The 22897-nt window shown below is 46.0% G+C and carries 23 protein-coding genes; 22 read left to right on the plus strand and 1 reads right to left on the minus strand.

Annotation, left to right across the window (positions count from 1 at the left end):
* Positions 1-42: 42 nt before the first annotated feature.
* The 18 genes from mfd (at position 43) to BLR65_RS09260 (ending at position 20457) form a co-directional block, all read left to right on the plus strand.
* Complete coding sequence (gene mfd, locus BLR65_RS09175) at positions 43-3351, plus strand: transcription-repair coupling factor (RefSeq protein ID WP_093793892.1); 3309 nt, start codon at positions 43-45, stop codon at positions 3349-3351.
* 191 nt (positions 3352-3542) lie between these two features.
* Positions 3543-4109, plus strand: coding sequence for a stage V sporulation protein T (spoVT, locus tag BLR65_RS09180; protein ID WP_093793893.1), 567 nt, complete (start codon positions 3543-3545; stop codon positions 4107-4109).
* Between the two features lie 181 nt (positions 4110-4290).
* Entirely contained in the window at positions 4291-5892 is a 1602-nt protein-coding gene (locus tag BLR65_RS09185; RefSeq protein WP_093793894.1) for a putative polysaccharide biosynthesis protein, read from the plus strand.
* A gap of 2 nt (positions 5893-5894) precedes the next feature.
* A complete protein-coding gene (yabN, locus tag BLR65_RS09190; protein ID WP_093793895.1) occupies positions 5895-7364 on the plus strand; it encodes a bifunctional methyltransferase/pyrophosphohydrolase YabN in 1470 nt (489 codons plus the stop codon).
* A 95-nt stretch (positions 7365-7459) separates the two neighbouring features.
* A complete protein-coding gene (locus BLR65_RS09195; RefSeq protein ID WP_093793896.1) occupies positions 7460-7735 on the plus strand; it encodes an HU family DNA-binding protein in 276 nt (91 codons plus the stop codon).
* Between the two features lie 178 nt (positions 7736-7913).
* Entirely contained in the window at positions 7914-8609 is a 696-nt protein-coding gene (locus tag BLR65_RS09200; protein WP_093793897.1) for a response regulator, read from the plus strand.
* A 438-nt stretch (positions 8610-9047) separates the two neighbouring features.
* On the plus strand, positions 9048-9506 hold the full coding sequence (locus BLR65_RS09205) for a hypothetical protein (protein WP_093793898.1): 459 nt from the start codon (positions 9048-9050) through the stop codon (positions 9504-9506).
* Positions 9507-9555: 49 nt separating this feature from the next.
* Entirely contained in the window at positions 9556-9846 is a 291-nt protein-coding gene (locus tag BLR65_RS09210) for a helix-turn-helix domain-containing protein (protein ID WP_093793899.1), read from the plus strand.
* Between the two features lie 3 nt (positions 9847-9849).
* Complete coding sequence (locus BLR65_RS09215) at positions 9850-10425, plus strand: CHC2 zinc finger domain-containing protein (RefSeq protein WP_093793900.1); 576 nt, start codon at positions 9850-9852, stop codon at positions 10423-10425.
* Positions 10426-10487: 62 nt separating this feature from the next.
* The gene (locus BLR65_RS09220; protein ID WP_143122539.1) at positions 10488-12281 is read left to right on the plus strand and encodes a hypothetical protein; all 1794 of its coding nucleotides are present in this window, start codon (positions 10488-10490) and stop codon (positions 12279-12281) included.
* Positions 12282-12498: 217 nt separating this feature from the next.
* Positions 12499-12858 (plus strand): hypothetical protein, encoded by a 360-nt coding sequence (locus tag BLR65_RS09225; protein WP_093793902.1) that lies wholly within the window; start codon positions 12499-12501, stop codon positions 12856-12858.
* The gene (locus tag BLR65_RS09230; RefSeq protein WP_093793903.1) at positions 12848-13402 is read left to right on the plus strand and encodes a YozE family protein; all 555 of its coding nucleotides are present in this window, start codon (positions 12848-12850) and stop codon (positions 13400-13402) included. The genes BLR65_RS09225 and BLR65_RS09230 overlap by 11 nt, the downstream gene beginning before the upstream one ends.
* Before the next feature lie 79 nt (positions 13403-13481).
* Complete coding sequence (locus tag BLR65_RS09235) at positions 13482-14207, plus strand: hypothetical protein (RefSeq protein ID WP_093793904.1); 726 nt, start codon at positions 13482-13484, stop codon at positions 14205-14207.
* Positions 14208-14265: 58 nt separating this feature from the next.
* On the plus strand, positions 14266-14721 hold the full coding sequence (locus BLR65_RS09240) for a DUF6631 family protein (protein WP_093793905.1): 456 nt from the start codon (positions 14266-14268) through the stop codon (positions 14719-14721).
* 29 nt (positions 14722-14750) lie between these two features.
* The gene (locus tag BLR65_RS29660; protein ID WP_169716711.1) at positions 14751-14918 is read left to right on the plus strand and encodes a hypothetical protein; all 168 of its coding nucleotides are present in this window, start codon (positions 14751-14753) and stop codon (positions 14916-14918) included.
* Between the two features lie 65 nt (positions 14919-14983).
* Positions 14984-18565 (plus strand): hypothetical protein, encoded by a 3582-nt coding sequence (locus BLR65_RS09250; protein ID WP_093793907.1) that lies wholly within the window; start codon positions 14984-14986, stop codon positions 18563-18565.
* Positions 18566-18620: 55 nt separating this feature from the next.
* Entirely contained in the window at positions 18621-19127 is a 507-nt protein-coding gene (locus BLR65_RS09255) for a hypothetical protein (protein ID WP_093793908.1), read from the plus strand.
* 1009 nt (positions 19128-20136) lie between these two features.
* Entirely contained in the window at positions 20137-20457 is a 321-nt protein-coding gene (locus BLR65_RS09260) for a hypothetical protein (RefSeq protein ID WP_093793909.1), read from the plus strand.
* 359 nt (positions 20458-20816) lie between these two features.
* Here the strand turns inward: BLR65_RS09260 and BLR65_RS09265 are convergent, their stop codons facing one another.
* Complete coding sequence (locus BLR65_RS09265; RefSeq protein WP_093793910.1) at positions 20817-21182, minus strand: hypothetical protein; 366 nt, start codon at positions 21180-21182, stop codon at positions 20817-20819.
* A 550-nt stretch (positions 21183-21732) separates the two neighbouring features.
* Between BLR65_RS09265 and BLR65_RS09270 the strand changes: the two genes are divergently transcribed.
* The 4 genes from BLR65_RS09270 (at position 21733) to BLR65_RS09280 (ending at position 22801) form a co-directional block, all read left to right on the plus strand.
* Positions 21733-21936: a helix-turn-helix domain-containing protein gene (locus BLR65_RS09270; RefSeq protein ID WP_169716712.1), complete on the plus strand. Its 204-nt coding sequence runs from the start codon at positions 21733-21735 to the stop codon at positions 21934-21936.
* A 130-nt stretch (positions 21937-22066) separates the two neighbouring features.
* Positions 22067-22213, plus strand: a complete 147-nt coding sequence (locus BLR65_RS29665; RefSeq protein WP_169716713.1) for a hypothetical protein — start codon at positions 22067-22069, stop codon at positions 22211-22213.
* On the plus strand, positions 22210-22398 hold the full coding sequence (locus BLR65_RS09275; RefSeq protein WP_093793912.1) for a hypothetical protein: 189 nt from the start codon (positions 22210-22212) through the stop codon (positions 22396-22398). The genes BLR65_RS29665 and BLR65_RS09275 overlap by 4 nt, the downstream gene beginning before the upstream one ends.
* A 1-nt stretch (position 22399) precedes the next feature.
* Positions 22400-22801, plus strand: coding sequence for a hypothetical protein (locus tag BLR65_RS09280; RefSeq protein WP_093793913.1), 402 nt, complete (start codon positions 22400-22402; stop codon positions 22799-22801).
* Positions 22802-22897: the final 96 nt, after the last annotated feature.

Consider the following 22897-nt stretch of genomic DNA (forward strand, 5'->3'; position numbering starts at 1 on the left):
GCTAAAGCCCTTTTAGCACTACCAGGATGGATGAGGTTTTTTATGGGAGAAAAAACAACGCTGACATTATTTGCCGCCTTACAGGCGGATAAAGCCTTACGGCAGGCCCAGGCAGCATTTTCGTCAGCAAATACGCAGAGTTTAATTTATGGTGTGACAGGTGCGCAAAAAAGTGTGCTGATCGCATCGGCTTTTCAGGCGGCTGCGCGGCCAATTGTCATTATTGCGGCTAATCATGAAGCCATAGACGGATATCGGTCTGACTTTGCCGCTCTCCTGCCGGCGGTGCCAGTGGTAGAACTGCCGGCCATTGATATTGTAACTTTTGCCGCCGCGGCCAAGAGCGTTGAATTGGCGGCAAAACGGATGGATGTTTTGAGCCGGATTGCCAGGGGCGAGAAAATTATTGTTTTAGCCACAGTCGAAGCCGCCATGCAGAAAGTGTTGCCCAAACAAGAGTTTTTAAATAGCCGAATAACGATTCATACTAACAGTGTAATATCCCGGGAAGAGTTGGTTGGTTCTCTTGTCGGGTTTGGCTATGAGCGGGTTGATCAGGTAGACAGTGCCGGCCAGTTTTGTGTACGCGGCGGTATTATCGATATATTTGCCGTTAACCGCAGCCTGCCGCTCCGGCTTGAACTGTTCGATGACGAGGTTGATTCCCTGCGCGAGTTTGATCCCGTCAGCCAGCGTTCGGTACAAGACCTGGTCTTGGCTGACATTATGCCGTTGACCGAACCCGAGCATAGCGGCAAGCCCGCTGTATTTGTTTCCTATCTGCCTGAAGGCGCGGCTACGGTGTTGGATGAACCGGCGCGGCTCAGAGAACAGATGGCTAAGCTGGTCAAGGAAAATCCGGAGATAAAACGCAGGGTTTTTAGTTGGGCAGAGCTTGTGGCGGTTTGTCAGGCCTATCACGTAATTTATTTATCCTTGCTGCTGCAAAAGATTCCGGGAGCACAGCCAACGGAGATCATTAGTATCACAGCGAAAGGCATTGCCCCCTTTCACCGCCAGATTGAGCCGCTTATTGCGGAAATTAAAAACTGGCAGGACAAAAAATATAATATTGCTTTATATATGCCCAGCCGCGATAAGGCGTTAAATATCGAACACAACCTGGCTAATGAGGGAATTACGACTGTTATGGCCGCGAGCGGGACAATGCCGCTTGTGCCAGGCGCCGTGGTAGTTGTTACCGGTTCCTTATCCGGCGGCTTTGAGTTTCCCCAGGCGAAGCTGGTGGTGCTGACCGAACTGGATATTTTTGGGCGTCAGAAGAAAAAACGCCGGCCACGGGTCAGCAAAGAGCAGCAGATTACCTATTTCCGTGATATCAATATCGGCGATTATGTAGTCCATGTTAATCACGGAATTGGCAAATATGTGGGTGTGGAAACGCTGGAAATAGGCGGTGTTCATAAAGACTATTTGCACATTCGCTATGCAGGCGATGATAAATTATATGTGCCTACCGATCAGGTGGGCTTGTTGCAGAAATATATCGGCTCTGAGGGGGAAGTGCCGCGACTTAGTAAAATGGGCGGCAGCGAATGGCTAAAAGTCAAGACAAGAGCGAAAGCAGCCGTAGCCGATATGGCCAGGGAATTGATTACGCTTTATGCTCAGCGCCAACTGCAGGTTGGCCATGCTTTCGGCCCGGATACCCCCTGGCAACGTGAATTTGAAGACGCATTTTCCTATGAGGAAACACCGGATCAGTTGCAGGCCATTGCCGAGGTTAAGCATGATATGGAACAGCCCCGGCCCATGGATCGTCTGTTATGCGGTGATGTCGGCTTTGGCAAAACGGAAGTGGCTATCAGAGCGGCCTTTAAGGCCGTTATGGGTGGTAAACAGGTAGCGGTGCTGGTGCCGACAACCGTACTTGCCCAGCAGCACTATCAGACCTTTAGCTCGCGCTTTAAGGAATTTGGTACAGTGGTAGATGTTATCAGCCGGTTTAGAAGTGCGCGCGAGCAGAAGGCCACCCTGCACAAACTGGCCTTAGGCCAAATTGACGTGCTGATCGGTACACACCGGATTTTGCAATCAGATATTGCTTTTAAAGATATCGGCCTGTTAATTGTTGATGAAGAGCAGCGCTTTGGTGTGGCCCAAAAGGAAAAAATGAAAAAATGGCGGGCCAATCTCGACGTACTTACGTTAAGTGCCACGCCGATTCCGCGTACTTTGCATATGTCGCTGGTTGGCGCGCGGGATATGAGCATTATTGAGACTCCGCCGGAAGACCGGTTTCCGGTGCAAAGCTATGTGGTTGAGTATAATGAGGAAATTATCCGTGAGGCTATCGTGCGGGAACTTAAGCGCGGCGGTCAGGTGTATTTTGTGTATAACCGGGTACAAACTATTGATAAAATACGGCAGCGCCTAAGTGAAATTCTGCCGGATGCTATGATTAAGACCGGTCACGGGCAAATGCCGGAAGAGCTTTTGGAGCAGGTTATGCTCGATTTTTATGAGGGACGGGACGATGTTTTACTATGCACAAGCATCATCGAAAATGGGCTCGATGTGCCTAATGCCAATACGATTATCGTGTATGACGCCGATCACTTCGGTTTGTCGCAACTTTATCAAATGCGGGGACGGGTTGGCCGTTCCCATCGCATGGCGTATGCTTATTTTACTTACCGGCAGGATAAGGTGTTAACAGAAGTGGCGGAAAAGCGGCTGCAGGCCATCAAAGAATTTGCCGAACTCGGGTCAGGCTTTAAAATTGCCATGCGGGATCTGGAGATCCGGGGAGCAGGCAATCTTCTGGGGCGTGAACAACATGGACATATTGTCAGTGTCGGCTTTGAAATGTATTGCCGGCTGCTGGATGAGGCTGTTGAGGAATTGAAAACAGGCAAGATCACGCTGCCGCCGCCGGAACCAACCATTGAACTTACCGTGGATGCCTACCTGACCGGTGATTATATCAGTGACGCCATGCATAAAATTGAAATTTATCAGCGCATTGCCGCGATTCGTAATGAAGAGCATTTGCGAGAACTGCTGGATGAGCTGATTGACCGCTTTGGTGAGCCCCCATTACCGGTTACCAATCTGTTAGGGGTTGCCAGAATAAAAAATGTAGCGCGCCACCTGGGCATTCGGACAATAACCGAGCGAAGTGGAAAAGTAGAAATTATCTTTGGAGACACACCGAATTTGGCTGAAGACGGCTTGGTCAAGGCCAGGAGCCTTTTTCCCGGCAAGCTTTCCTTTATGCCTGGTCCTCCGCAGGCTATGCGGCTTAATACTTCCCGGATTACTATGCCGCTTGTTGACGTGTTAACAAAGCTGCTGACCTGTTTGGCTGGGTTTACAAATATAAAATAAATGTTAACTTATTTACCAGTTTTCTAGCCAGAAAAATGAATAAAACGTATCACCTGGATATATACTACTATCAAATGCAAGAGTGTTATTTACTGAGAAAGAGGAGATTATTTGCGATTGTTTTCCGTAGTTATTTTTGACTTTTGTCTCGAATTTACTAGTCTGCACAAGCTGTAGAAAGGGGGATATTGGTGAAAGCAACCGGAATTGTACGCAGAATTGATGATTTAGGCCGGGTTGTAATACCCAAAGAAATTAGAAGAACCCTTAGAATCCGTGAAGGTGATCCGCTCGAAATATACGTTGACCGCGATGGAGAGGTAATTCTTAAAAAATATTCTCCGGTCGGGGAATTAGGTGATTTCGCCAAAGAATACGCTGATTCTCTATTTGAAGCGGTTGGCCATATTATCCTGATTGCCGATCGTGATAATGTAGTCGCGGTCGCTGGCGCTTCTAAAAAAGAATTCTTAAGCAAGCCCCTCGGCCCGGCTGTAGAGAAAGTGATGGAGGAACGCAAGGCTGTATTAATCAGTAACCCTGGTGAATACAAACATTGCAAAGGCTGTGCCGCGCAGTGCGAAGATGACGAAACCTGTAAATTTACTTCGGAAGTGATCGCCCCCATTATTGTAGAAGGAGATGCCATCGGTGCCGTTATTATTTGTTCCAAAGAGCCCGGGGCGCAAATGGGGGATATGGAGGTCAAACTGGCCGAAACAGCAGCAGGTTTTTTAGCAAAACAAATGGCTCAATAACAGTTACACACATGTTTTAGTGGCGTAAGTAGCGGACAATAACAATTCTGTTAAGTTCGCTACTTTTATGTTATCTATATAGTAACCAAGACAGTTATTTATTGTTTAATTGATAGGGAGATTTTGCTATAATAGTTAAAGTGGCCGGCTAGGCCAGATTTTGGAGAGGAATGACTCGGTATTGAGCAAAGATACATTTTTAAAAGGCGCGTTGATATTAACAGTAGCCGGTATTGTCGTTAAAATTATCGGCTCAGTTAACCGCATTCTATTGTCCCGTCTGCTGGGCGGTGAAGGGGTTGGCCTCTACCAGATGGCCTATCCTATTTATTTACTGGCACTTAGCATTTCATCGGCCGGTATTCCGGTAGCCATTTCCATTATTGTAGCTGAAAAACTGGCGCGCGGCGATTATCGCGGCGCGGGCCGCGTGTTTCGCATTTCGCTGGGGGTTTTGGCGGTTACCGGTCTTTTGTTTACCTTTGTCCTGTACTATGGTGCCGGCTGGCTGATTGAACATCATTTTGTGCGTGATGCCCGCGCCTATTATGCAATTGCCGCTTTAGCCCCGGCCATCTTCTTTGTTACTGTGCTTTCCAGTTACCGGGGCTATTTTCAGGGACTGCAAATGATGACACCCACGGCGGTTTCTCAGATTTTTGAGCAACTGTTCCGGGTTATTACCATGATTGCTTTTGCCTATATTCTCCTGCCGCAGGGGCTGGAGTTTGCCGCCGCCGGAGCAAGTTTTGGCGCCGGTCCGGGGGCTGTTGCCGGCTTGATGGTTCTCTTGTACTTTTATTGGCGCCACAAACCGGGCTTTACGCATAAAATGAAAATGCAGCCGCCGCTGCCCCAGGAATCCGGCATTCGTATTATCAGCCGGATTGTCAAGCTTGCTTTGCCGGTTTCTTTAGCGAATATCATGCTGCCGGTAGTGTCGAATATTGACCTGTTAATCGTGCCGGCCAGACTGGAGGTTGCCGGTTATTCCGTCGAGCAGGCTACCGAGTTGTTCGGCTATTTAACAGGCATGGCCGTACCGCTTGTTAATTTAGCAACCATTTTGACTGCTTCGCTTGCTGCCAGTCTAGTACCCGCTGTATCGGAAGCGTATACTCTTGGCAACAAGCAGTTAATTTATCAACGGATAGCCACAGCCATGCGGATTTCCAATCTTATTACGATTCCCAGCTTTGTGGGCATGTGGCTGTTGGCAACACCCATTTCCCTACTGTTGTATGGGACACCGAATGCCGGTACATCGATCGCAATTTTGGCGGTCGGTATTGTTCTCTTGGGTATGCATCAGGTAACGACAGGTGTGCTGCAAGGCCTTGGACATACGGCGATCCCTGTAATAAATATGGGAATTTCCGCTATCGGCAAAATTATTATGAGTTGGGTGCTTACCGCCGTCCCTGCCCTTGGTATTATGGGAGCTGCCTGGGCGACGGTGGCCGATTTTGGTGTCGCCGCCCTCTTAAATATATTTTTTGTATATCGTTATGTCGGTTTTAGCCTTAATCTGAACGATACCTGTAAGGCACTTGCGGCTTCCGCCGTTATGGGCGTTGCCGTGCTTTTGAGTTATGATGCCATCATGAGCCACTTGCTGCATAACAGCCTCGCTACCTTGGGATCGATTGTAGTGGGGGGCACCGTGTTTGGAGTTGTCTTGTTATTAATTGGCGGGATTGAGGTCCGCGATATTGAGCAACTGCCGCGAATCGGCGGAAAATTGGCTGCTGTTTTAACAAAATTAAGACTGTTGAGGCGATAATTATGGGAATTACAATTACCGGGCTGGGCCCCGGCAACTTTAAGCATATTACACTGGAGACCTGGGAGCTTTTGACCGGGAACAATCCCGTCTTGCTGCGTACTGCTAAGCACCCCTGTGTCGAAACACTTAAAGCACGAGGCGTTCCCTTTACCAGCTTTGATTACCTGTATGATCAGGCCGGGGATTTTGCCGGCCTCTATCAGGAAATTGCCGCCGCTGTAATAGAAAAGGCGAAACAGGGGCAGGATATTGTATATGTTGTGCCGGGCAGTCCGCTGGTGGCGGAAAAAACGGTGGAGTTAATCAGCTTGCAGGCGAAAGCCGCCGGCATTGAACTTACCATTGTTCCGGCGATGAGTTTTTTGGAAGTGCTGTACACACGACTGGGCATCGATCCGATTACCGGTGTCACAATTGTCGATGCCGCCGATTTGGCGCTGTTGCCGCCTGATCTGGCAACAGGCCTGATTGTGACCCAGGTATACAGCCGGCAGGTGGCATCGGATGCAAAATTGACGTTAATGGATTATTATGGCGATGAATACCAGGTTACGGTTGTCCGCCATTTGGGTCTGCCGGAGGAACAGATCATCAACACGATGCTGTTTGAACTGGACCGGCTTAATGGTATTGACCATCTTACGAGTGTCTATGTACCGCCCCGGCCGGTGAGCACCAAAGTATTTTCCCTTGATCCGGTAGTTGACGTCATGGCCCGCTTGCGATCCCCCGGCGGCTGTGTCTGGGATATTGAACAGACACATCTTAGTTTACGCCGGTATATTGTGGAAGAGGTATACGAAGTGCTGGAGGCTATAGAACTGGCCGATGGCGTTAAACTGTGTGAGGAACTTGGCGATTTGCTGCTGCAGATTGTATTTCACGCGCGCGTCGCGGAAGAAAGCGGCGGGTTTACCATGCAGGACGTGATAGACTCAGTTACCGAGAAGATGATTCGACGTCACCCGCATGTATTTGGCGGGATTACGGTACGTGATGCGGCTGAGGTGGTAGTTAATTGGGAGAAAATCAAGAAGCGGGAAAAAGCCGGAGAAAGGGAAAAAGTGCTTGATGGTGTCCCTATTGGCCTGCCGGCGTTGATGACGGCTTACAAGCTCCAGTCAAAAGCGGCCAAGGTAGGTTTTGACTGGCAGGAAATCGGCCCGGTGTGGGACAAGGTAGCCGAAGAACTGGCTGAGCTAAAGGAGGCGGCTGCATTGCCGGCGGCTGAACGCTGTCTGCGCATGGAAGACGAATTAGGGGACGTCCTGTTCGCTATTGTTAACCTGGCCCGGTTTATGGGGATTGATGCGGAGATTGCGCTTAACCATACAAATAACAAATTTCGCCGGCGGTTTGATCATATTGAGACAAGCTTAAAGCAGCAAAATAAACGCTGGGAAGACGTGAATCTGGCTGATTTGGATGGCTTGTGGGAAGAAGCCAAAAAAAAAGAGGTGAAAAGTTGAGTTTTTTTACCAAATTTTTTAATAAAAGCAGGAATAAAAAGTTGCGTAGCGAATAAAGCTAATCGTAATCGATTTACGTTAGGGGGAGCACAATTGTGAATAAAACTGATCTTGTCAAAGCAGTAGCCCAAAAGGCGGATATGACTCAGAAGGATGCTGAGAAAGCAATTAATTCTGTATTTGCCGCTATTGAAGAAGCCTTAGCCAATGATGATAAAGTACAAATTATCGGATTTGGTACTTTCGAAGTAAAAACCCGCGAAGAACGCAAGGGCCGTAATCCGCAAACCGGCAAAGAGATTACCATCCCAGCTTCCAAGAACCCGGTATTTAAAGCCGGTAAGGGGTTGAAGGATGCTGTAAACGCCTAATTCAAAAGTGGACAAGACTACTATAAACCAGGTTTTTTTCTAAACCTGGTTTTTACTTATCCGGGAAAAGGCTAGGTCGCTCGCATCAACTCTTATCTTAATTCCGGGTATGTGCGTTTTTACCGTACAACTTGGTGCAAACCATGTTATTTAGCGAAAATGAGGAGAGACATCATTTATGGCAGGTAAGATTTTAATAGTAGATGATGAGGCTAATATCCGTGAATTGTTAAAGTTCAATCTGGAGAAGTCCGGTTATAAGGTCATTGAGGCAGATGAAGGCCAGACTGCGATCAGCAAGGTGAAAACTGAAAAACCGGAATTGATTGTGCTTGATCTAATGCTACCGGGTATTGATGGCCTTGAAGTGTGCCGGCTGGTGAAAAACAGCCGGGAAACAGCGGCTATTCCCATTATTATGCTCACTGCCAAAAGCGAGGAAATTGATAAAGTCATTGGCTTGGAATTAGGGGCGGACGACTACATGACCAAGCCATTCAGCCCCCGTGAACTTCTGGCCAGAATTAAGGCCGTCCTCAGGCGAAGCCAGAAAGAAAGCGCGGTTGGCGGCGAGCTGCTTCTCGGTAAGCTTAAACTTAATTTTAGCCGCTATGAGGCTTATCTGGGATCAACAAAGCTTGAACTTACCCCCAAGGAATATGAAATGCTTAAATTGTTTGCAACGAATATTGGCAAGGTATTTACCAGAGAGCAACTGCTGGAAAAGGTATGGGGCTATGAATATTTTGGCGATACCAGAACTGTTGATGTGCATGTACGGCATTTGAGAATGAAACTGGCGCCAGAGAATGACGTTGCTGAAGCTATAGAAACTGTACGTGGTGTTGGCTATCGTTTTCGGGAACTGGAATAGCTACAATAGGGTTTCACAAGACTGTTTCACTATCGGCCTGCAGCCACTTCCGCAATGAAGTACGCAGGGTTAGTTGAAACAGTTTTTTTACAATAACAAGGATAAACTCTTCTATAATAAACAAAGACGGCCAGCCTCTGCCGGCGCCCACATAAGAAAAGACTTGGCACAGGCCGAGCCTTTTCTTATATGGGCGCCGATTTCTTAAAACTTTAACAAGATATTAACATTCGTCGTTAATGGAAAAGTATCGTTTAAGGACCGTAAATACTACATTGTTGGATGATTAGTAATGTAGTATTTTTCTCTTTCTGGACAGTTTTTTGGACAGTTAGGTTGAAAAATAACTGTTGAGATATATTGACGAGCAACAATGATCATGTTAGAATTTAAATAATCACGAACATGCATACTTAAAATTTATATTGGAGGTAGTATATGTCTCCTGATGAAGTATTGGAAAAATTGCAACGGATGGGCGTAAAAATATCAAGGTCGACTTTGATGCGATATGAAAATCAATGGCTGATTCCTGAACCGAAGCGCGGCGGGGGTGGCCCTGGTGGACGGTATACTGATTACCCGGCAGAAACAGTTATTGAAGCATACGCAGCGTACGCATTAATGCACGGCGATTATATTTATGATGATAATTCCAAAAAGTTGTTTGCCGATGGCAAGGAACCTAGGCTAAGCCCTAAAGTAATTTCAATTAGTCGAAGTGTAGCCCGAGACATGGATGAAAACAAGGGGCAGGAATCTTTTAATTCAGGACTGTTTGCGTATACGCTGGAAAAGTTGATGGATAAGCCCATAGGAGTTGCTTTTATTCAATTTGGTATACATGCTTGGCTAGAAGCAAAAAAACGTGGTCAGATATTACTGGGAATAGTGTAAAAACGCCAAAATAAATGGCGTTTTTTAAAAAAAATAACTTTTCATAACCATGAATAGTCAAAGTCAAAAGGAGGTATTTATCATTACTATTTACACTTTGAAACAAGAAAACGGTACCAATAAAAAATATACCGTTAAAAATGGCGAACTAGTCGAGCTACAAGAAAATGAACCAGTTACACGCATCACCGTAACACCAGAAGAAGGTCGAAAAATGCTTGGACTCGCGCGTAATACGTTCATGCGGCTATTATACACGGGACAAATTCGAGCAAAAAAAGCAGGCAAGCGATGGCTGATACCGGTCGAAGCAATCAGGGAATTTTTGGAACGTACTTGATAGATGAAGATTATTGATGAAATTAAATGGCAACTGGACATTTTGACAGCCATCCAACAATATATTCCGGGGTCAGAACTTAAAAGAAGAGGACATAAATTTTGGTGCTGTTGCCCTTTCCACGGTGAAAAAACGCCAAGCTTTATGATAAATCCGGATCGAAATAATTTCCACTGCTTCGGTTGTGGGGAGCATGGCGATCAGCTTGACCTAGTGGCAAAAATATTAAATCTTTCCTTGTCGGAAACAGTCAAGTTATTAGCTTCAGACTTGGGCTTAACCTATGAGACCGATACCGAAGCCGTTCGGGAGCGGCGGCGAGCATGGCAAGAAGAGCAGCGGCAGCGGGAAGCAGTCAGTCAATATGAGCAAAGTGTTGTAAATGCATTTCGTAAGTTGAGAAGATTACACGCATTATGCGAAGAGCAATTAAAAGAAATTCAGCCACGCAACTTAAACAATGCGGGAGTAGCTGACACGATTTGTCTCATGGGGAATACAGAAATTTTGATCGACATGTTGTTAAGCGACAATTTTGAGTTTCAAATGTGGGCATTGACACAGTCGCAGGAGGTGTAAATTTGCTGGTAACGGACGCACAGAAAAAAGCAGCATTAAAGTTGTTAAAGCAGGATGAGGCAATGAAAAAAGTAACTGTTGGACAAGATAATAAATTCCATCCGGCGGACACATCAGATAAATTTGCCGAGTGGAACAAGTTGTTTTTTGGAACGCCGTATTTGGTTGAAAATGGCCGCCTGGTCCGGGTGTCAGAGGATAGAAATGGAGACAAAAAAAAGATTTGCCTTGCGAGCTTCGCCGCCAAAATCATTAAAGAAGTAGTCAGAGATAATGGCCAAGACGAGGCCACTGAATTCGTTATCGAAGGTATAACGAGCAGCGGCAGAAAGCTTAAGCGAATTCATGTCCCTACATCAAAATTTAGCTCAATGATTTGGGCAGTCGATAGTTGGGGAGCTGTCGCAAATCCCTCGCCCGGCAGTACTATGCGCGACTATTTGCGACATGCAATTCAGTGCACGGGGGAGAGCTGCCAGCGCGAAACAATTTATGGGCACCTAGGGTGGCGCAAAATTGGAGGAAAATGGTTTTATCTGCACGGCGCCGGCGCTGTGGGGGATTTAGATGGAAAACTATCGGTCGACTTGACGCAGGATAACCTTCAACAGTACGCTTTACCGACAGCGCCAGGTGACTATAGGTCTGCAGTACAAGCTTCACTAAAATTGTTAACAATGCAGCCGCTGGAGACTTTTTATACGTTATGGGCAACGGTGTACCTTGCGCCGTTATGTGAGCTAATGCGCTTAGGCGGGTGCGAGCCATCGTTTTTGATTTGGCTGCTTGGGCATTCCGGGGCGATGAAAAGCAGCGTGGCAGCACTTATTTTAAATCATTTCGGGGTATTTCCGGACAAATTAGCATTGCCGGCAAATTTCAAAGACACAGCAAACATTTTGGAACGCAAGACCTTCCTTGTCAAGGATAGCCTACTTGTCGTAGATGATTTTCATCCTCCAACTAATCGAAAAGAGGAGGATCGCATGAGGGAATCCGTACAGCGGTTAAGTCGTGGCTATGGTGACCGCCATGGCCGGAGCCGAATGAATTCGGATACAACAACCAAAAAAGCGTATGTGGCGCGCGGGATGTGCCTTGTGACTGGGGAAGATTTGGGCAATATTGGCGAGAGTGCTGGCGCGCGGCAGATTGTGGTTGAACTGAAAAAAGGCGACATTGACAGTGGGACTATGACAGCTAGACAAGGTGAGGCCAGGTGTTATTCTTTAGCGATGAAGGGATATTTGGAGTGGTTGATTCCTCAGCTGGACAAGCTGCCTAAACAATTTAAAGAGGATTTCATCGCACTCCGACAACAGGCCGCCGATGATAGCCAGCACGCTAGAGTTGCTGAGGAAATTTCCTGGTTGTATATGGGTTTTTGCACAGGGTTGGAATTCGCCGAACAGGTAGGAGCATTGGATTTAAAGGAAAAAGAAGCGCTGTGCCGCCAGGCTTGGAACATTTTTACCGAATTGGGTAACAAGCAAGCAGCAAAAACACGCGAAGAAAAGATAACGACACGTTTTGTCAGCGCCCTTCAAGAATTATTGGATTCAAAAACTGTTTGGGTGAAAAACATTCGAGGCAACAGCACCGAAGGAAATGGTCAATTTATCGGCTGGTTTGACGATAAGTTTTATTATTTGATAACAGGAACCGCATTGTCTGCAGTTGTTAAACATTATCAATCTCAAGGAGGTTTTTTTACCACAACTACTGCTACATTATTGAAGCGCTTGGCACAGGAAGAAATGATTCATTCTGAAAATGGCACCGCCAGTATGCTAAAAAAAATCGAGGGAAAAGCAGTGCGTGTGATGTATTTGCGAAAGGAGTTTCTGAAATCCTAGGGGCTCTATGGGCGCGAAAAGACGTTACCGGCGTTACCAGACCCTGAAACTCCTTATAATTCGCGGGATTCAGCGGTAACACCAAGGCAAAAAATGGCGTTACCGCGGCGTTACCTTTCTAGAAAATGGCGTTACCTTGCTACTAAAGGTAACGTCGGTAACGCCAAAATAGGCCCCTTCTTCTAAAAAATAAAAAGCGGTGGAGGTGATAAGAAAAATGTTAATGCCGGGTATTGATTTTGAAGTTAATAAGAAACCGGCTGAGCAGAATCGCTATTCAACGGCGGAATGCGTCATAAATGCCATTTATGCTGGCACATTCAACGGTTCGGTTTTAATCAAAGTATTACCGGAATATCAGCAAGTTTTGGGCCTCGCTGTATGGGTATGTTCTAATCCGGAGACAGCCGCCCGTAAGCGGCAGGCAGAAGTTGAATTGGTTTTTACTACAGAGGAATTAAAACTTGTCGTTGAAACGGCAATGGATGGAATAGAAGAGTTGCGCTGTCTGATCGACGCGAAACGCATGTTTGGCGGCGTGATCGGCGAGGCAAAAGAAGGAAACTATGAGTTTTAAACAATTCATAATAGCTCAGGGACGCCGGGATGATTCAATAGGTGATATCGCCAGGGATGTTGCGAAAGACAAGAACTTTCCGTATTCGGGTGATCTTAAAAGTCTTATCCGATATCTGCGAAGGTGTGACGCCTGCCCGGGGGCATTGGAGGCATTGCAAAAGGCCTGTAACGAGTGGAGCAAGGAGGGGGCCATGACTGATTTAGTAGTGGCATATCGACAGGAGATTGCAAATCAGATTTATCAAGTCTGTAAGCAATGGAAACAAACAGATTTGTTGTTGACCCTTTTTGATGATAACAACCAGGCAGAAGAGAATCGCAAGATTGCAAAATTCAAGGTTCGCAAAATGATTATTAAAGCTTATCACGAATTCCAAACAGCCCATAACCTGGACAACAATACAATGGCGGAAATTCACCGCGCCTGGTGCGCATCGATCGCAAAGCAAGGGCGCGCATTAGACAGACCGCAAAATGAAATTGTGCGCGTGTTCAAGTTTTGGACTCGCGTCCCTGCCATGGCGGACAGGGGGTCAAAATAATGCAGGCATTGGGCAGGCCGCCGCCGGCGCCGTACTTTTCATCAAAACATCAATAAAATTTTGAGGGGGAAACTTACAAATGGACTATTTTGACAAAAAACGAGCGATCCTTAATGATCGGATGCTTTCGGACGCTGGCAAAAAAAGCAAAATATCGGAATTGCAAAAGCAAACCCGCGAAGAATTGTTGTCAGAACAGAATATTAATAAAACACACATCGAAGCTGTTAGGGGACAAATTAATGAAATGCGAAAATCAAAATTTGTCCGGCCTTTGCCGAAAGTGTCAATACCGAATCACGAAAGTATGGCTTCAGCAGATATCGGTATTGCTACGCTGCTTGCACAGTCTGTCGCACTGGCGGCTGAGCAGCGGTCTTTTGAAAGATTAATAACGAAGCTCTCTATGGCTGATACGGCTGATAAGTTTTTGGCTGCAGTGAGCGATGCTATTCAAGAGAATCCGGCTGCGGTTGTAAGAGGGTTCCTGGGTATCAAGCAAGGCTTTGAGCGGTTCGACATTAATGGCACCGGTTTACGGGCACGTCTTAATCAGCTCTACAATGAAGCTTGTACTGCTGAACAGACGCCGCAAGAAAAGAAGTGGATTGCAGCAAATGCTACCAAATTGGAAGAATTGCAGCGGCGAGAAACATTATTATTTACGGAATCAATGAATATTGAACAAAACCTGCAAATACTGTCGAATGACATTAGTACCGAAAAAGGAAAGGATTGGTATTTCGGCGGCGGTAAGCAAGAAGCAAAAGAATCAGCGCCATATGGCCTGGTAATGGATGAATAAAAAAGCTTTGAATGATTACAAAGACGTTATTTGTAAAAATATAAAGGAGTAGTGAAATATGAATGATAAAGACGAAATGAGCATTATTTTCCCGGAACGTGAGGTGGTATTATCGCAAGAAACCATAACAATTTCACCATTCCCTTTCGGGAAGTGGCCTAAGATTATCGCCTTGGCAACTGGTATTGTCGGCATTGCAATTGAAGAGTACCAAAAACATGGTGAGGCGCTATTTGATATTTCACTAGACAATGATCGCTTCAAGATAAGTCCAGAAATTGTTAATTTTGTTATTCGCCTCTTTAGTGAGGGTGGTGATGATCTTTTAGATATCCTGGCAATCGGGGCCAATAAACCCCGGTCATGGGTGGAGGCCCTGCCGGGCGATGACGGTATGACGCTCCTTATACATGTCATGCAGGTAAACAGAGATTTTTTTTCCGGGCGGGTCCTCCCCAAATTTCCAATGCTGACGGCGGGACTCGCGACAACGATATCGGCTGGGGACAGATAATTGCCACGTTGTTGCATAACGGCCACAGAATGCGTGAAATTGAACTTTACACTAAAGATCAGTTGATATTCTACTATGATGCAGCCAAAGAGCAGGAAATCGAACGGCGGACTGATTTTATTTATGCTGTACGGGCAGCCGTTTATCTGGACGGCTCCACACTCAATAGAATGATGGAAGAGCAGACCAAGAAATAATCAATAAAGTTGACAGGGCAGGCTTTCCCAAAAGCCTGCCCTAAAAAGAATGGAGGTTTTTATGTATGGCAGGTAAGGCGATTGTCGTAAAAATTACCGCCGACAACCAGGGCTTTGTAAAGGCTATTTTTCATACGGTGGAGATGGCCAAGGCTGCGGAACGCGCGCTTGTTCAAGCCGGCAGCTCCGCGGGAACGGGCTTTAGCAACGCCTCAGCCAGTACCGCGGCGTTTGGCCAGACCCTGGCGAATGTGACTATCATAGCCAACGGCGTTGTTAATGTAGTCGGCAAAATCAGAGATATACTGGCGAAAGCGATTGCTCCCGGGATTGATTATACAAAACAGATGGAGTCGGCGCGTGTCGGCGTGGCCGGTATTCTGCTGTCCATGACGGAACTGAATGGCCGGCAGTTAGAACTCAATGAGGCATTGTCTATTTCAGAACAGACTTTCGAATCACTGCAGCAGCGCTCCTTGCAATTTAATCTCAATATTAAAGATACGGCGGGCGCCTTTCAGGCTATAGTCGGGCCTGGCCTGGCGGCGCAGATGACGCTGGAGGAAATAGTTCAAATCGCTACTACCGGTACCAAGGCGGTCAAAAGTTTTGGGTTGGATTCGATGCAAGTAATTCAAGAACTTAGAGCCATGGTTTCCGGTGACATCAATATGGACAGCCAGGTATCAAAGGCGTTGGGAATAACGGCAACAGAGGTGGCGCAGGCTAAGCAGACGGCGGGCGGGTTGTTCCAGTACCTTAATGATAAACTGAAGGGCTTTTTGCTGGTGGCCGGGGAGATCCCGAAAACCCTTGCCGGGAAAACCGACATGCTGAATGCGGCTCTTAGCCTGGTATCGGAACAAGGATTTAAACCGCTGATTGACACGGCAAAGGCTGGCCTGGATGCAATAATTGGATATTTGACAATAACGACCGTCAAAACCGATGAATTCGGCAAGACTATTAAAAAAGTTGAAATGAATCCGGAAGTAGTTTCAGCTTTGAAAGAGAGTTCAGAATACCTTTCCGGACTGATAAAAAGCGGTGTCAACTTTTCTGTTACCCTAGCTAAGATAGCCTCCGGTCCGGCTCCGTTGCTATTGTCTGTGATTAAGCTGATTCTTGATAATGCCGGCCAGGTGACTTTCACATTGTTGGCATGGATGTCCATTAGCAAGCTACGGCCAATACTAGCCGATATTCTTCTGCAATTGCAGTATCAACTTTCTATTTTTCGAATGCTGGTAGCAACGAGCGGGACTTTTAAAGCTACGCTAATAACTACAGGCACGGTCATAAAATCTCTGTTGGCTACTACCGGCTGGGGATTACTGGCGGTTGCAATTGGCTATGCTGCCGATCAGGCGTTCAAGCTGTATGAGAATTTAAGCAAGGCCGGCAAAGCAAAAACTGACTACTTCAAGGAAAAAGAAAACATCAATTCTCCTCTACCACAGCAACTTGAAGGCAAACTGGAAAAGCCCGTATATAATGTAAATCCCGATGTAAACATGGGTTTAAAGCAAGGCACAATGGACAAATTAGAAAAATTTATAGCTGCCATAAATTATATGTTTCCTGATAATGCTGTAACGGTTACCAGCGGATTCCGGCCAGGTGATACGGGTGGCCATGGCCGGGGCGAAAAAGCCGACATCTATGTGGCCGGCACAGAAGACCCGTTTTTCAGGCAACAGATAATGAGCCTTGCGAAAGAATTTGGGATAGCAGTGCTTGATGAAATGACCGCGCCGGCAGACCCTAGTAAAGCGGATATGTGGGGGCCGCATTTGGACTTAAATTTTTCCGAAGAAAATGACCTTAATCTTACTGACCCGCCGCAAACAGCTAAAGAACTAAAAGAAGCGGAATTAAAATTTTTGGAAGCGCAGCGGGAAGGGATAGAAAAAGAATATATTGCCCAGCTTTCGCAGCAGGAAACAAAGCTAAAGCAGCAGTTTCAGTCCGCAGAAATCGGTGACAATGAATACTTTGAGCAAATCGGCACGATTCTAACACAAAAGGTTGTCGCGCAGATCGAAACGATTCGCGGGGAGATTGCCGATAAAACCGAGGCGATGAGCAATAAGAATTATACGGCTGCGGATAAGAAGAACATAGAGGCCGAGATTGAGGCGTTGCTGTCTGAGATTCGCGTCAAAGAAATTGAACTGGCCGAGGCACAAAGCACGAATTCCTATGAATACCGGCAGGCTGCGCTGGAATCCAAAGATCAGGCACTGGATGCGCAAATCTTACTGCTGAAGCTGGAAGGCAACTTAGAGCAGGCGGCGCGAATGGAATTGCAGAAGTCGGAGAATGTGAAACGGCTGGCCAAGCTTGCGGCTAATAAGGCCGATCTTGCCTTGAAGGCGCAGCAGGCGTCCAATGCCGCCAGTATTATTGAAGCACAGGTTACGGATGCTACGACTAATATTGGTTATGTTGTCAACGATATGGGCCTGGCACAGGGTAAGCTAATTCAAAGCGTCTTGGACGGGACCACTGCTGCCGGCGATTCTATCAAGCAATTTCAGGCTGATTTTGATACTAAAATCAAAACGTATGTGGACAAGCTGAATGCCGCGCTTGCCGCCGCCAAGGAAATTGGCTGGATGGCTAAAGCCCGGGAGATTGAGCAGAAATTAAGGGAAGTAAAAGGCACTGTCCTGGACTATATCACGGATTTGCTTGACGCCCTGGATAAAGCCTTGCAGCAGCAGATTGACGCTATCAACGCTAATCTGGATTTGACGCCGCTCCAAAAAACAGATTTGATTGAGGCCGCTCAGCGGGCTACCGCGGCGAAAAAGGCGGTTGTTTATGGAATGCAGGCAGATGCTATTTTGGCGCAGGGGAATAAAGGCGCCGAGATCATGGCAAATATTGCAGCCAATCAAGCTAATTTATCTACTGAAACATCTAAATACGTGACAATATTAGAACAGGTACGTAAAGCTTCAAAAGACGCCTTCGAAGACGGCCTACTAACTTTTCTTACTGACGGCATAACAAAATGCGCAACTCTTGGAGAAGCTTTCCGGAACTTAGCGGTTACCGTATTAAGCGCTATTCAGAGGATTTATGCGCAAGCCCTGACAAAAAATATTATGGCAGCTTTGGGGTTAACTTCACCGGTACGCCCGACAGTGAACGGAATTGCCGTACAAGGGCCGTTTAAAGCAGACGGGAGTTTCGCTACAGGCGGCAGCTTTGTCGATTCTTTCGGCGTGGTTCATGGTCCCGGTACCAGTACAAGTGACAGCATATTGGCTTACGCGCAAAAGTTCGGCAAGATCATTAATATCGGTAACGGGGAGGGCATATTAACCGGTAGGGCGGTACAAAATCTTGGAGAAAGGGCATTGGCGGCATTGAATGATGGCGTTGACCCTAGAAAGATATTTAAAAACTATGCTACGGGTGGTTTGCTAACAGATAGGAATGTTGCCGCGATTCCCGGGCCGCAAGAACTGGCCGCTTCACTGGTTAATAACAATAGTACTACTATTCCGCTCAGTATCGCGAATTTTATTGATCCTGGCACGATGAGCAAGTTTGTTAAATCTCGTGAAGGTAAGCGAGCTTTACTGAACTATATTAAAGAAGATGCGGGAACCATAAAACGTATTTTAAGGATATGATAATTGACGAAAAACGGCAAAAAATGGTATAGTCAAAGCAAAAAGGGTGATTTCAATGAAGAAATTTATAGGTCTCTTCGTACTGGTCGTGCTATTTTGTTTAACATCGACTTCAGAGGCTAAAATATCCAGGCAATACGATTCTTTTAGTGACTATTATGGGGTATCAAGTATAGTTTCAAATATTGGTGATTTAAACCGTATTGTATTTGCTAAAGGATACACTAAAAATTCGACTACTCCCAATTATATGCTTACTCTTGCAAAATACACTCATGATAATTGGTGGTTTTTTTCAAGTAATTTTTTAGAGATTAAGATAGGCGATGCAATAAAGTCACTTCCAGTATACCGGTCAGATAGTCAATATATTAAGGATAATGGGTATTTACCGTTTTATACGAACACGCATATTATGTTTCCTAATGAAGTGATTAGTAAACTGAAAGACGTCGACACTGTTACATTAAGAATTTATTTTGACAATCAGCCTTCTGTTGATCTTGTTGTGCCGCAAAAAGTCCTGGCTGAATGGCAAGAGGTCATTGCTGCGGAAAAATGATTGCTATGTAATGAGGGGCAGGCTGGCGCCGCGCGGTACGTGCACCAGCCTGCCCTTTTTTGGAATTAACTCAAATAATGTGGAAGGGTTTACCAGTGCTTTCCTGGACTTTTCTGTCCGGAGGAAAAACTTGATTTAGGGTTTTTCGTTGCCCGGCAGTAAAAATCGCGATGCAATTTTGTATGCGTCCATGCATCTTAAAAAGTGTGCATCCGGACGCAAAAAGGGTGCAGTAGGGTGCAGCGTCCACCGTGGGGCAAATGGTAACGCGTTACTATTCGCCTTAATGGTAATGTTACCATTACTGAGGGGATTTCGTTCTTGGGGCGCTCCACTTTGGAGTGGAGCATTTTAAAGGAACGCTCCACTGTAGTACTACGGATTTGCAGAGTGTATTACTACAGTACTACACTACTTTCGGCGTGATTATCCGTGTGATTAATTGCGCGTAATGATTGCGTGATTAATTGCGTTAAGAACCAACGAACTGCGGAAATTCCGCAGTTAGAAACAAACATTGGTGTAGACGGCAAGGAACGTCCCCTCCAAGTCGATAATGTGTTGGGGAATTTCCCCACGTCTGCCCCCTGTGGGAATTCCAACACATATAAGAAGTTGGCCGAAAAAAATAAATAACCGGGAATAGTCCGGCTAGAGTACGCTTTCGGACTTAGTAGAATTACGGAAAATCCCTCCCATATCTCCCGTTCCTCCCAATCCCAGTAATGGCGCGGCTTTTTTATGGGAGGCAAATAAGAATGAATGGGAGGCAAATTTTAACCTCCCAATTACCCTCCCGTTAAGGAAGCTAGTAAATTCGCGGCATTGGGAGGTACGGGAGGAAAGGGAGGCAGTTTCGGAGGTTTCCCCAAAGTCCAAAGTGGGGGGCGTGCGGAATTTGCATAAGCTCTGTAGAAATAGCTCAGTGCTTAATAATTTACGGCTTACATTTAAGCCGCAAAAAATAAATAGCCGGGGTTATTCCCGGCCAGATCGGAGAGTGTACATCATGAAAAATGAGTTGGAGCAGGTATTGTTTAGCGATAGCGACAATATGCTGGATGAACTGCAAGCGCTCATAGATTCACAACCGAAAGAATCCCGTGAGCGCAAGGCACTAATCAATCTTAGAGCATATCTAATGTTTACGACAGAGCCGGAGCAGGATTTATTGTATTCCCCTGCGTCAATGGCAGCAGCGTCCTTGCGGGCCACGGGGCTGATAAACGACACAGGGCGGGATGAAAGCCTTACGGCACTGATATTGCAGTCGGCAATAGAGGCATGGCTTTTGGTTAATGGGCAACAGGACAAAGAAAATTTGAATTAGAGAGCAGAATTTTGCGCTGCCCTCAATTCTGAGGGCAGCTTGACTTTACGAACACATTAACAGCCGTCCCGATCGGAGCCGGTTGAGGTATCCAACTTGGACACCTGTCCTGTTGTCGTTTAGGCCGGCAGCAAATTGTTATCTTTCTGACGGATAACAATGGGCTTATTGAATGAATACCCTTTGCAGGTGCAGTGGGAGTGCTCATAAAGCCTATAATGGCCAACATTCAAAATATTCATAGCTATCGTTCGGGGCGATAGCTAATTGCCGGGAACCTGGCTCCCGACAATTCGACAGCCAGAAACAGTTGCCCCGCCCCAGAGCAAAAAAAATAACCGGCGCAATGGCCGGGATAACTACTTAACTGCTTTTAGTTGATGTATGGCTGCTTCTTGCTGGAATTGGCGGGAATTAAGGACTTCAAGCTTAGCGTTTAATTCAGCCATATCCTCTTTGGTGGCCGCTTTACCGGTTAAAACATTCAGATTGTGGCCGAGATTATGAAGCTGGGCGTTAACTTCTTCTGAGTTATGCCGGAGGCCGTGAACAATTTGGCTAATTTCAATTTGTTGGCGTTCGCTTGCCATGTCAGATTCTATCCGGTCAAGGCGTTTATTGGTTTGCTGCTGGCCTTCTTTTAGGCTTTTAATTTCTTCTTTAATGGGATTAACTTCCTCTTGAATCACAGAGCGGATGGCCTGCAATAACTCTTGATTCTCCATACTGACACCTACCTTTAAAGATATTATATCTCGCCCGGGGCGGGTAAGACAAGCAGAAACTATTGTTTGGTGTCCTGATCGGGGGCGAGAATATCAGCCGAGGTAACGCCATTTTAAAGAAAGGTAACGCCGAGGTAACGCCATTTTAAAGAAAGGTAACGCCGAGGTAACGCCAAAAAAATCAATGACGTTACCGGTTAAAGCCTTATGAATCAAGGACTTGTAAGAGGTGGTAACGCCGGTAACGTCATATGCAGGTATATAACCCCCTTAGAGAAAAATAAAAAACAGTAAAAATACTAAAATGTGTTTCCTCCACGTGGACATGCTGTAAAAATTGGAAATTATCAAGGGTTATGGTCCTGATAATTATTGCCTTGAAGGAATAAAAGGCTGGGGAGTATTGATTTTACTGGGGTTGTGGGAATTTATAATTTTTATGTCCGATAATATCTCTTATGACAACTACATATAGTTTAATATAATTATTGACACTTAGATATAGTTAAATATATAATATAGCTATAGAATATATAAAGGGGGTGAATTCTTGGTTTTAGAATCAGTATATACGCCAAAAGAACTAGCGGAATTATTAAAAGTGTCTGAACAAGTTATTGCTGATGAACTAAAATCTGGTCGACTTGTAGGTTTTAAAGTTGGCCGTCAGTGGCGTATATCAGAAATCAGTGTAAGGGAATATATCAAAGCGAATACTTGTAAACCTATTGCGGAAGAGCTAGACACTGATTAAAAATCAAAGGGCCTGCCGGTGTTAACGCCACCGAACAGGCCAAGCAGTCAGGAAACCTTTACAGAACCCTGCCGCCCTTTCATTCTATCAGGCGGCGGGAGAACAGTCAAATGATAGGAGGAAAAGCTTTATGAAACGTATCAAAAAGACCATGTCCATTGATTATGAGGGACGTACTGCTTCATTTACATTTCAATGCCACATGCCTCATTTAACCCCCAGAGAACAGGCGAGAGTCGTTAAGAAATTACTTCTCGTATTGGTGAACAAGCCATGACCGACTTTAAGCGCGAACGGCTTAACTGGTACATAGGCGATGCCGAACAATTTTTGACCACAATTCAAAAAATCTTGCAGTACCCGGAAACTCCTGCACAGGCGGCAGCGGCCAGCATGACTAGGGCGGCAATTGAACTGGTGGCCGGCATTAAGCAGCAAATGAAAATTGATGGGGGCGTGTGATATGGATAAAAAGCAGTATCGTATAGAAATGTTGCAATCAGAGAGCATTGCGGAAAAGCATAAACGGGCCGTAAGGCGTGCCGGGCGGCTATACCGTCAATTATCGGCAGATCTAACGGCAGGGCAGCTCCAGCAGCTAAACATTTTAATGGAATGCTGGGACACAGGGTTAGCTATTTTAGATGAACTGCCCGGCGCTATTTTAAGAGAGCGAATAGAACCGTTAACGATTAATTATGCCTTGATTGTTACTAAGAGCGAATCAGGGCAAGTTATATCACATATTGCGAATGTAGGGACGCTCAAGCCTTTAGAAGTAAAAAGAGCTATGACTAATGCCAAAATGATTGCCGGTGATAAATTTCGGCTGGCGGTGAAGCTATTACCGTTTGCTGCTGGCTGAGTGTTGGGGCGGGATAGCCTGTTGCGGAGACTTAGCGGAGATATTAAATAATGTTGCTCCGCAAGTATCTCCGCACTGCCAGCCCAGTAACAGCGC

The organism is Sporomusa acidovorans (genome assembly GCF_900101845.1).
Taxonomy (GTDB): Bacteria; Bacillota; Negativicutes; order Sporomusales; family Sporomusaceae; genus Sporomusa; species Sporomusa acidovorans.

Excerpts from the sequence above, each read along its gene's own strand:
- mfd (WP_093793892.1), top strand. The coding sequence starts at position 43 with ATGGGAGAAAAAACAACGCTGACATTATTTGCCGCCTTACAGGCGGAT.
- yabN (WP_093793895.1), top strand. The coding sequence starts at position 5,895 with ATGGGAATTACAATTACCGGGCTGGGCCCCGGCAACTTTAAGCATATT.
- BLR65_RS09200 (WP_093793897.1), top strand. The coding sequence starts at position 7,914 with ATGGCAGGTAAGATTTTAATAGTAGATGATGAGGCTAATATCCGTGAA.
- BLR65_RS09205 (WP_093793898.1), top strand. The coding sequence starts at position 9,048 with ATGTCTCCTGATGAAGTATTGGAAAAATTGCAACGGATGGGCGTAAAA.
- BLR65_RS09210 (WP_093793899.1), top strand. The coding sequence starts at position 9,556 with ATGAATAGTCAAAGTCAAAAGGAGGTATTTATCATTACTATTTACACT.
- BLR65_RS09215 (WP_093793900.1), top strand. The coding sequence starts at position 9,850 with ATGAAGATTATTGATGAAATTAAATGGCAACTGGACATTTTGACAGCC.
- BLR65_RS09220 (WP_143122539.1), top strand. The coding sequence starts at position 10,488 with ATGAAAAAAGTAACTGTTGGACAAGATAATAAATTCCATCCGGCGGAC.
- BLR65_RS09225 (WP_093793902.1), top strand. The coding sequence starts at position 12,499 with ATGTTAATGCCGGGTATTGATTTTGAAGTTAATAAGAAACCGGCTGAG.
- BLR65_RS09230 (WP_093793903.1), top strand. The coding sequence starts at position 12,848 with ATGAGTTTTAAACAATTCATAATAGCTCAGGGACGCCGGGATGATTCA.
- BLR65_RS09235 (WP_093793904.1), top strand. The coding sequence starts at position 13,482 with ATGGACTATTTTGACAAAAAACGAGCGATCCTTAATGATCGGATGCTT.
- BLR65_RS09240 (WP_093793905.1), top strand. The coding sequence starts at position 14,266 with ATGAATGATAAAGACGAAATGAGCATTATTTTCCCGGAACGTGAGGTG.
- BLR65_RS29660 (WP_169716711.1), top strand. The coding sequence starts at position 14,751 with ATGCGTGAAATTGAACTTTACACTAAAGATCAGTTGATATTCTACTAT.
- BLR65_RS09250 (WP_093793907.1), top strand. The coding sequence starts at position 14,984 with ATGGCAGGTAAGGCGATTGTCGTAAAAATTACCGCCGACAACCAGGGC.
- BLR65_RS09255 (WP_093793908.1), top strand. The coding sequence starts at position 18,621 with ATGAAGAAATTTATAGGTCTCTTCGTACTGGTCGTGCTATTTTGTTTA.
- BLR65_RS09260 (WP_093793909.1), top strand. The coding sequence starts at position 20,137 with ATGAAAAATGAGTTGGAGCAGGTATTGTTTAGCGATAGCGACAATATG.
- BLR65_RS09265 (WP_093793910.1), bottom strand. The coding sequence starts at position 21,182 with ATGGAGAATCAAGAGTTATTGCAGGCCATCCGCTCTGTGATTCAAGAG.
- BLR65_RS29665 (WP_169716713.1), top strand. The coding sequence starts at position 22,067 with ATGAAACGTATCAAAAAGACCATGTCCATTGATTATGAGGGACGTACT.
- BLR65_RS09275 (WP_093793912.1), top strand. The coding sequence starts at position 22,210 with ATGACCGACTTTAAGCGCGAACGGCTTAACTGGTACATAGGCGATGCC.
- BLR65_RS09280 (WP_093793913.1), top strand. The coding sequence starts at position 22,400 with ATGGATAAAAAGCAGTATCGTATAGAAATGTTGCAATCAGAGAGCATT.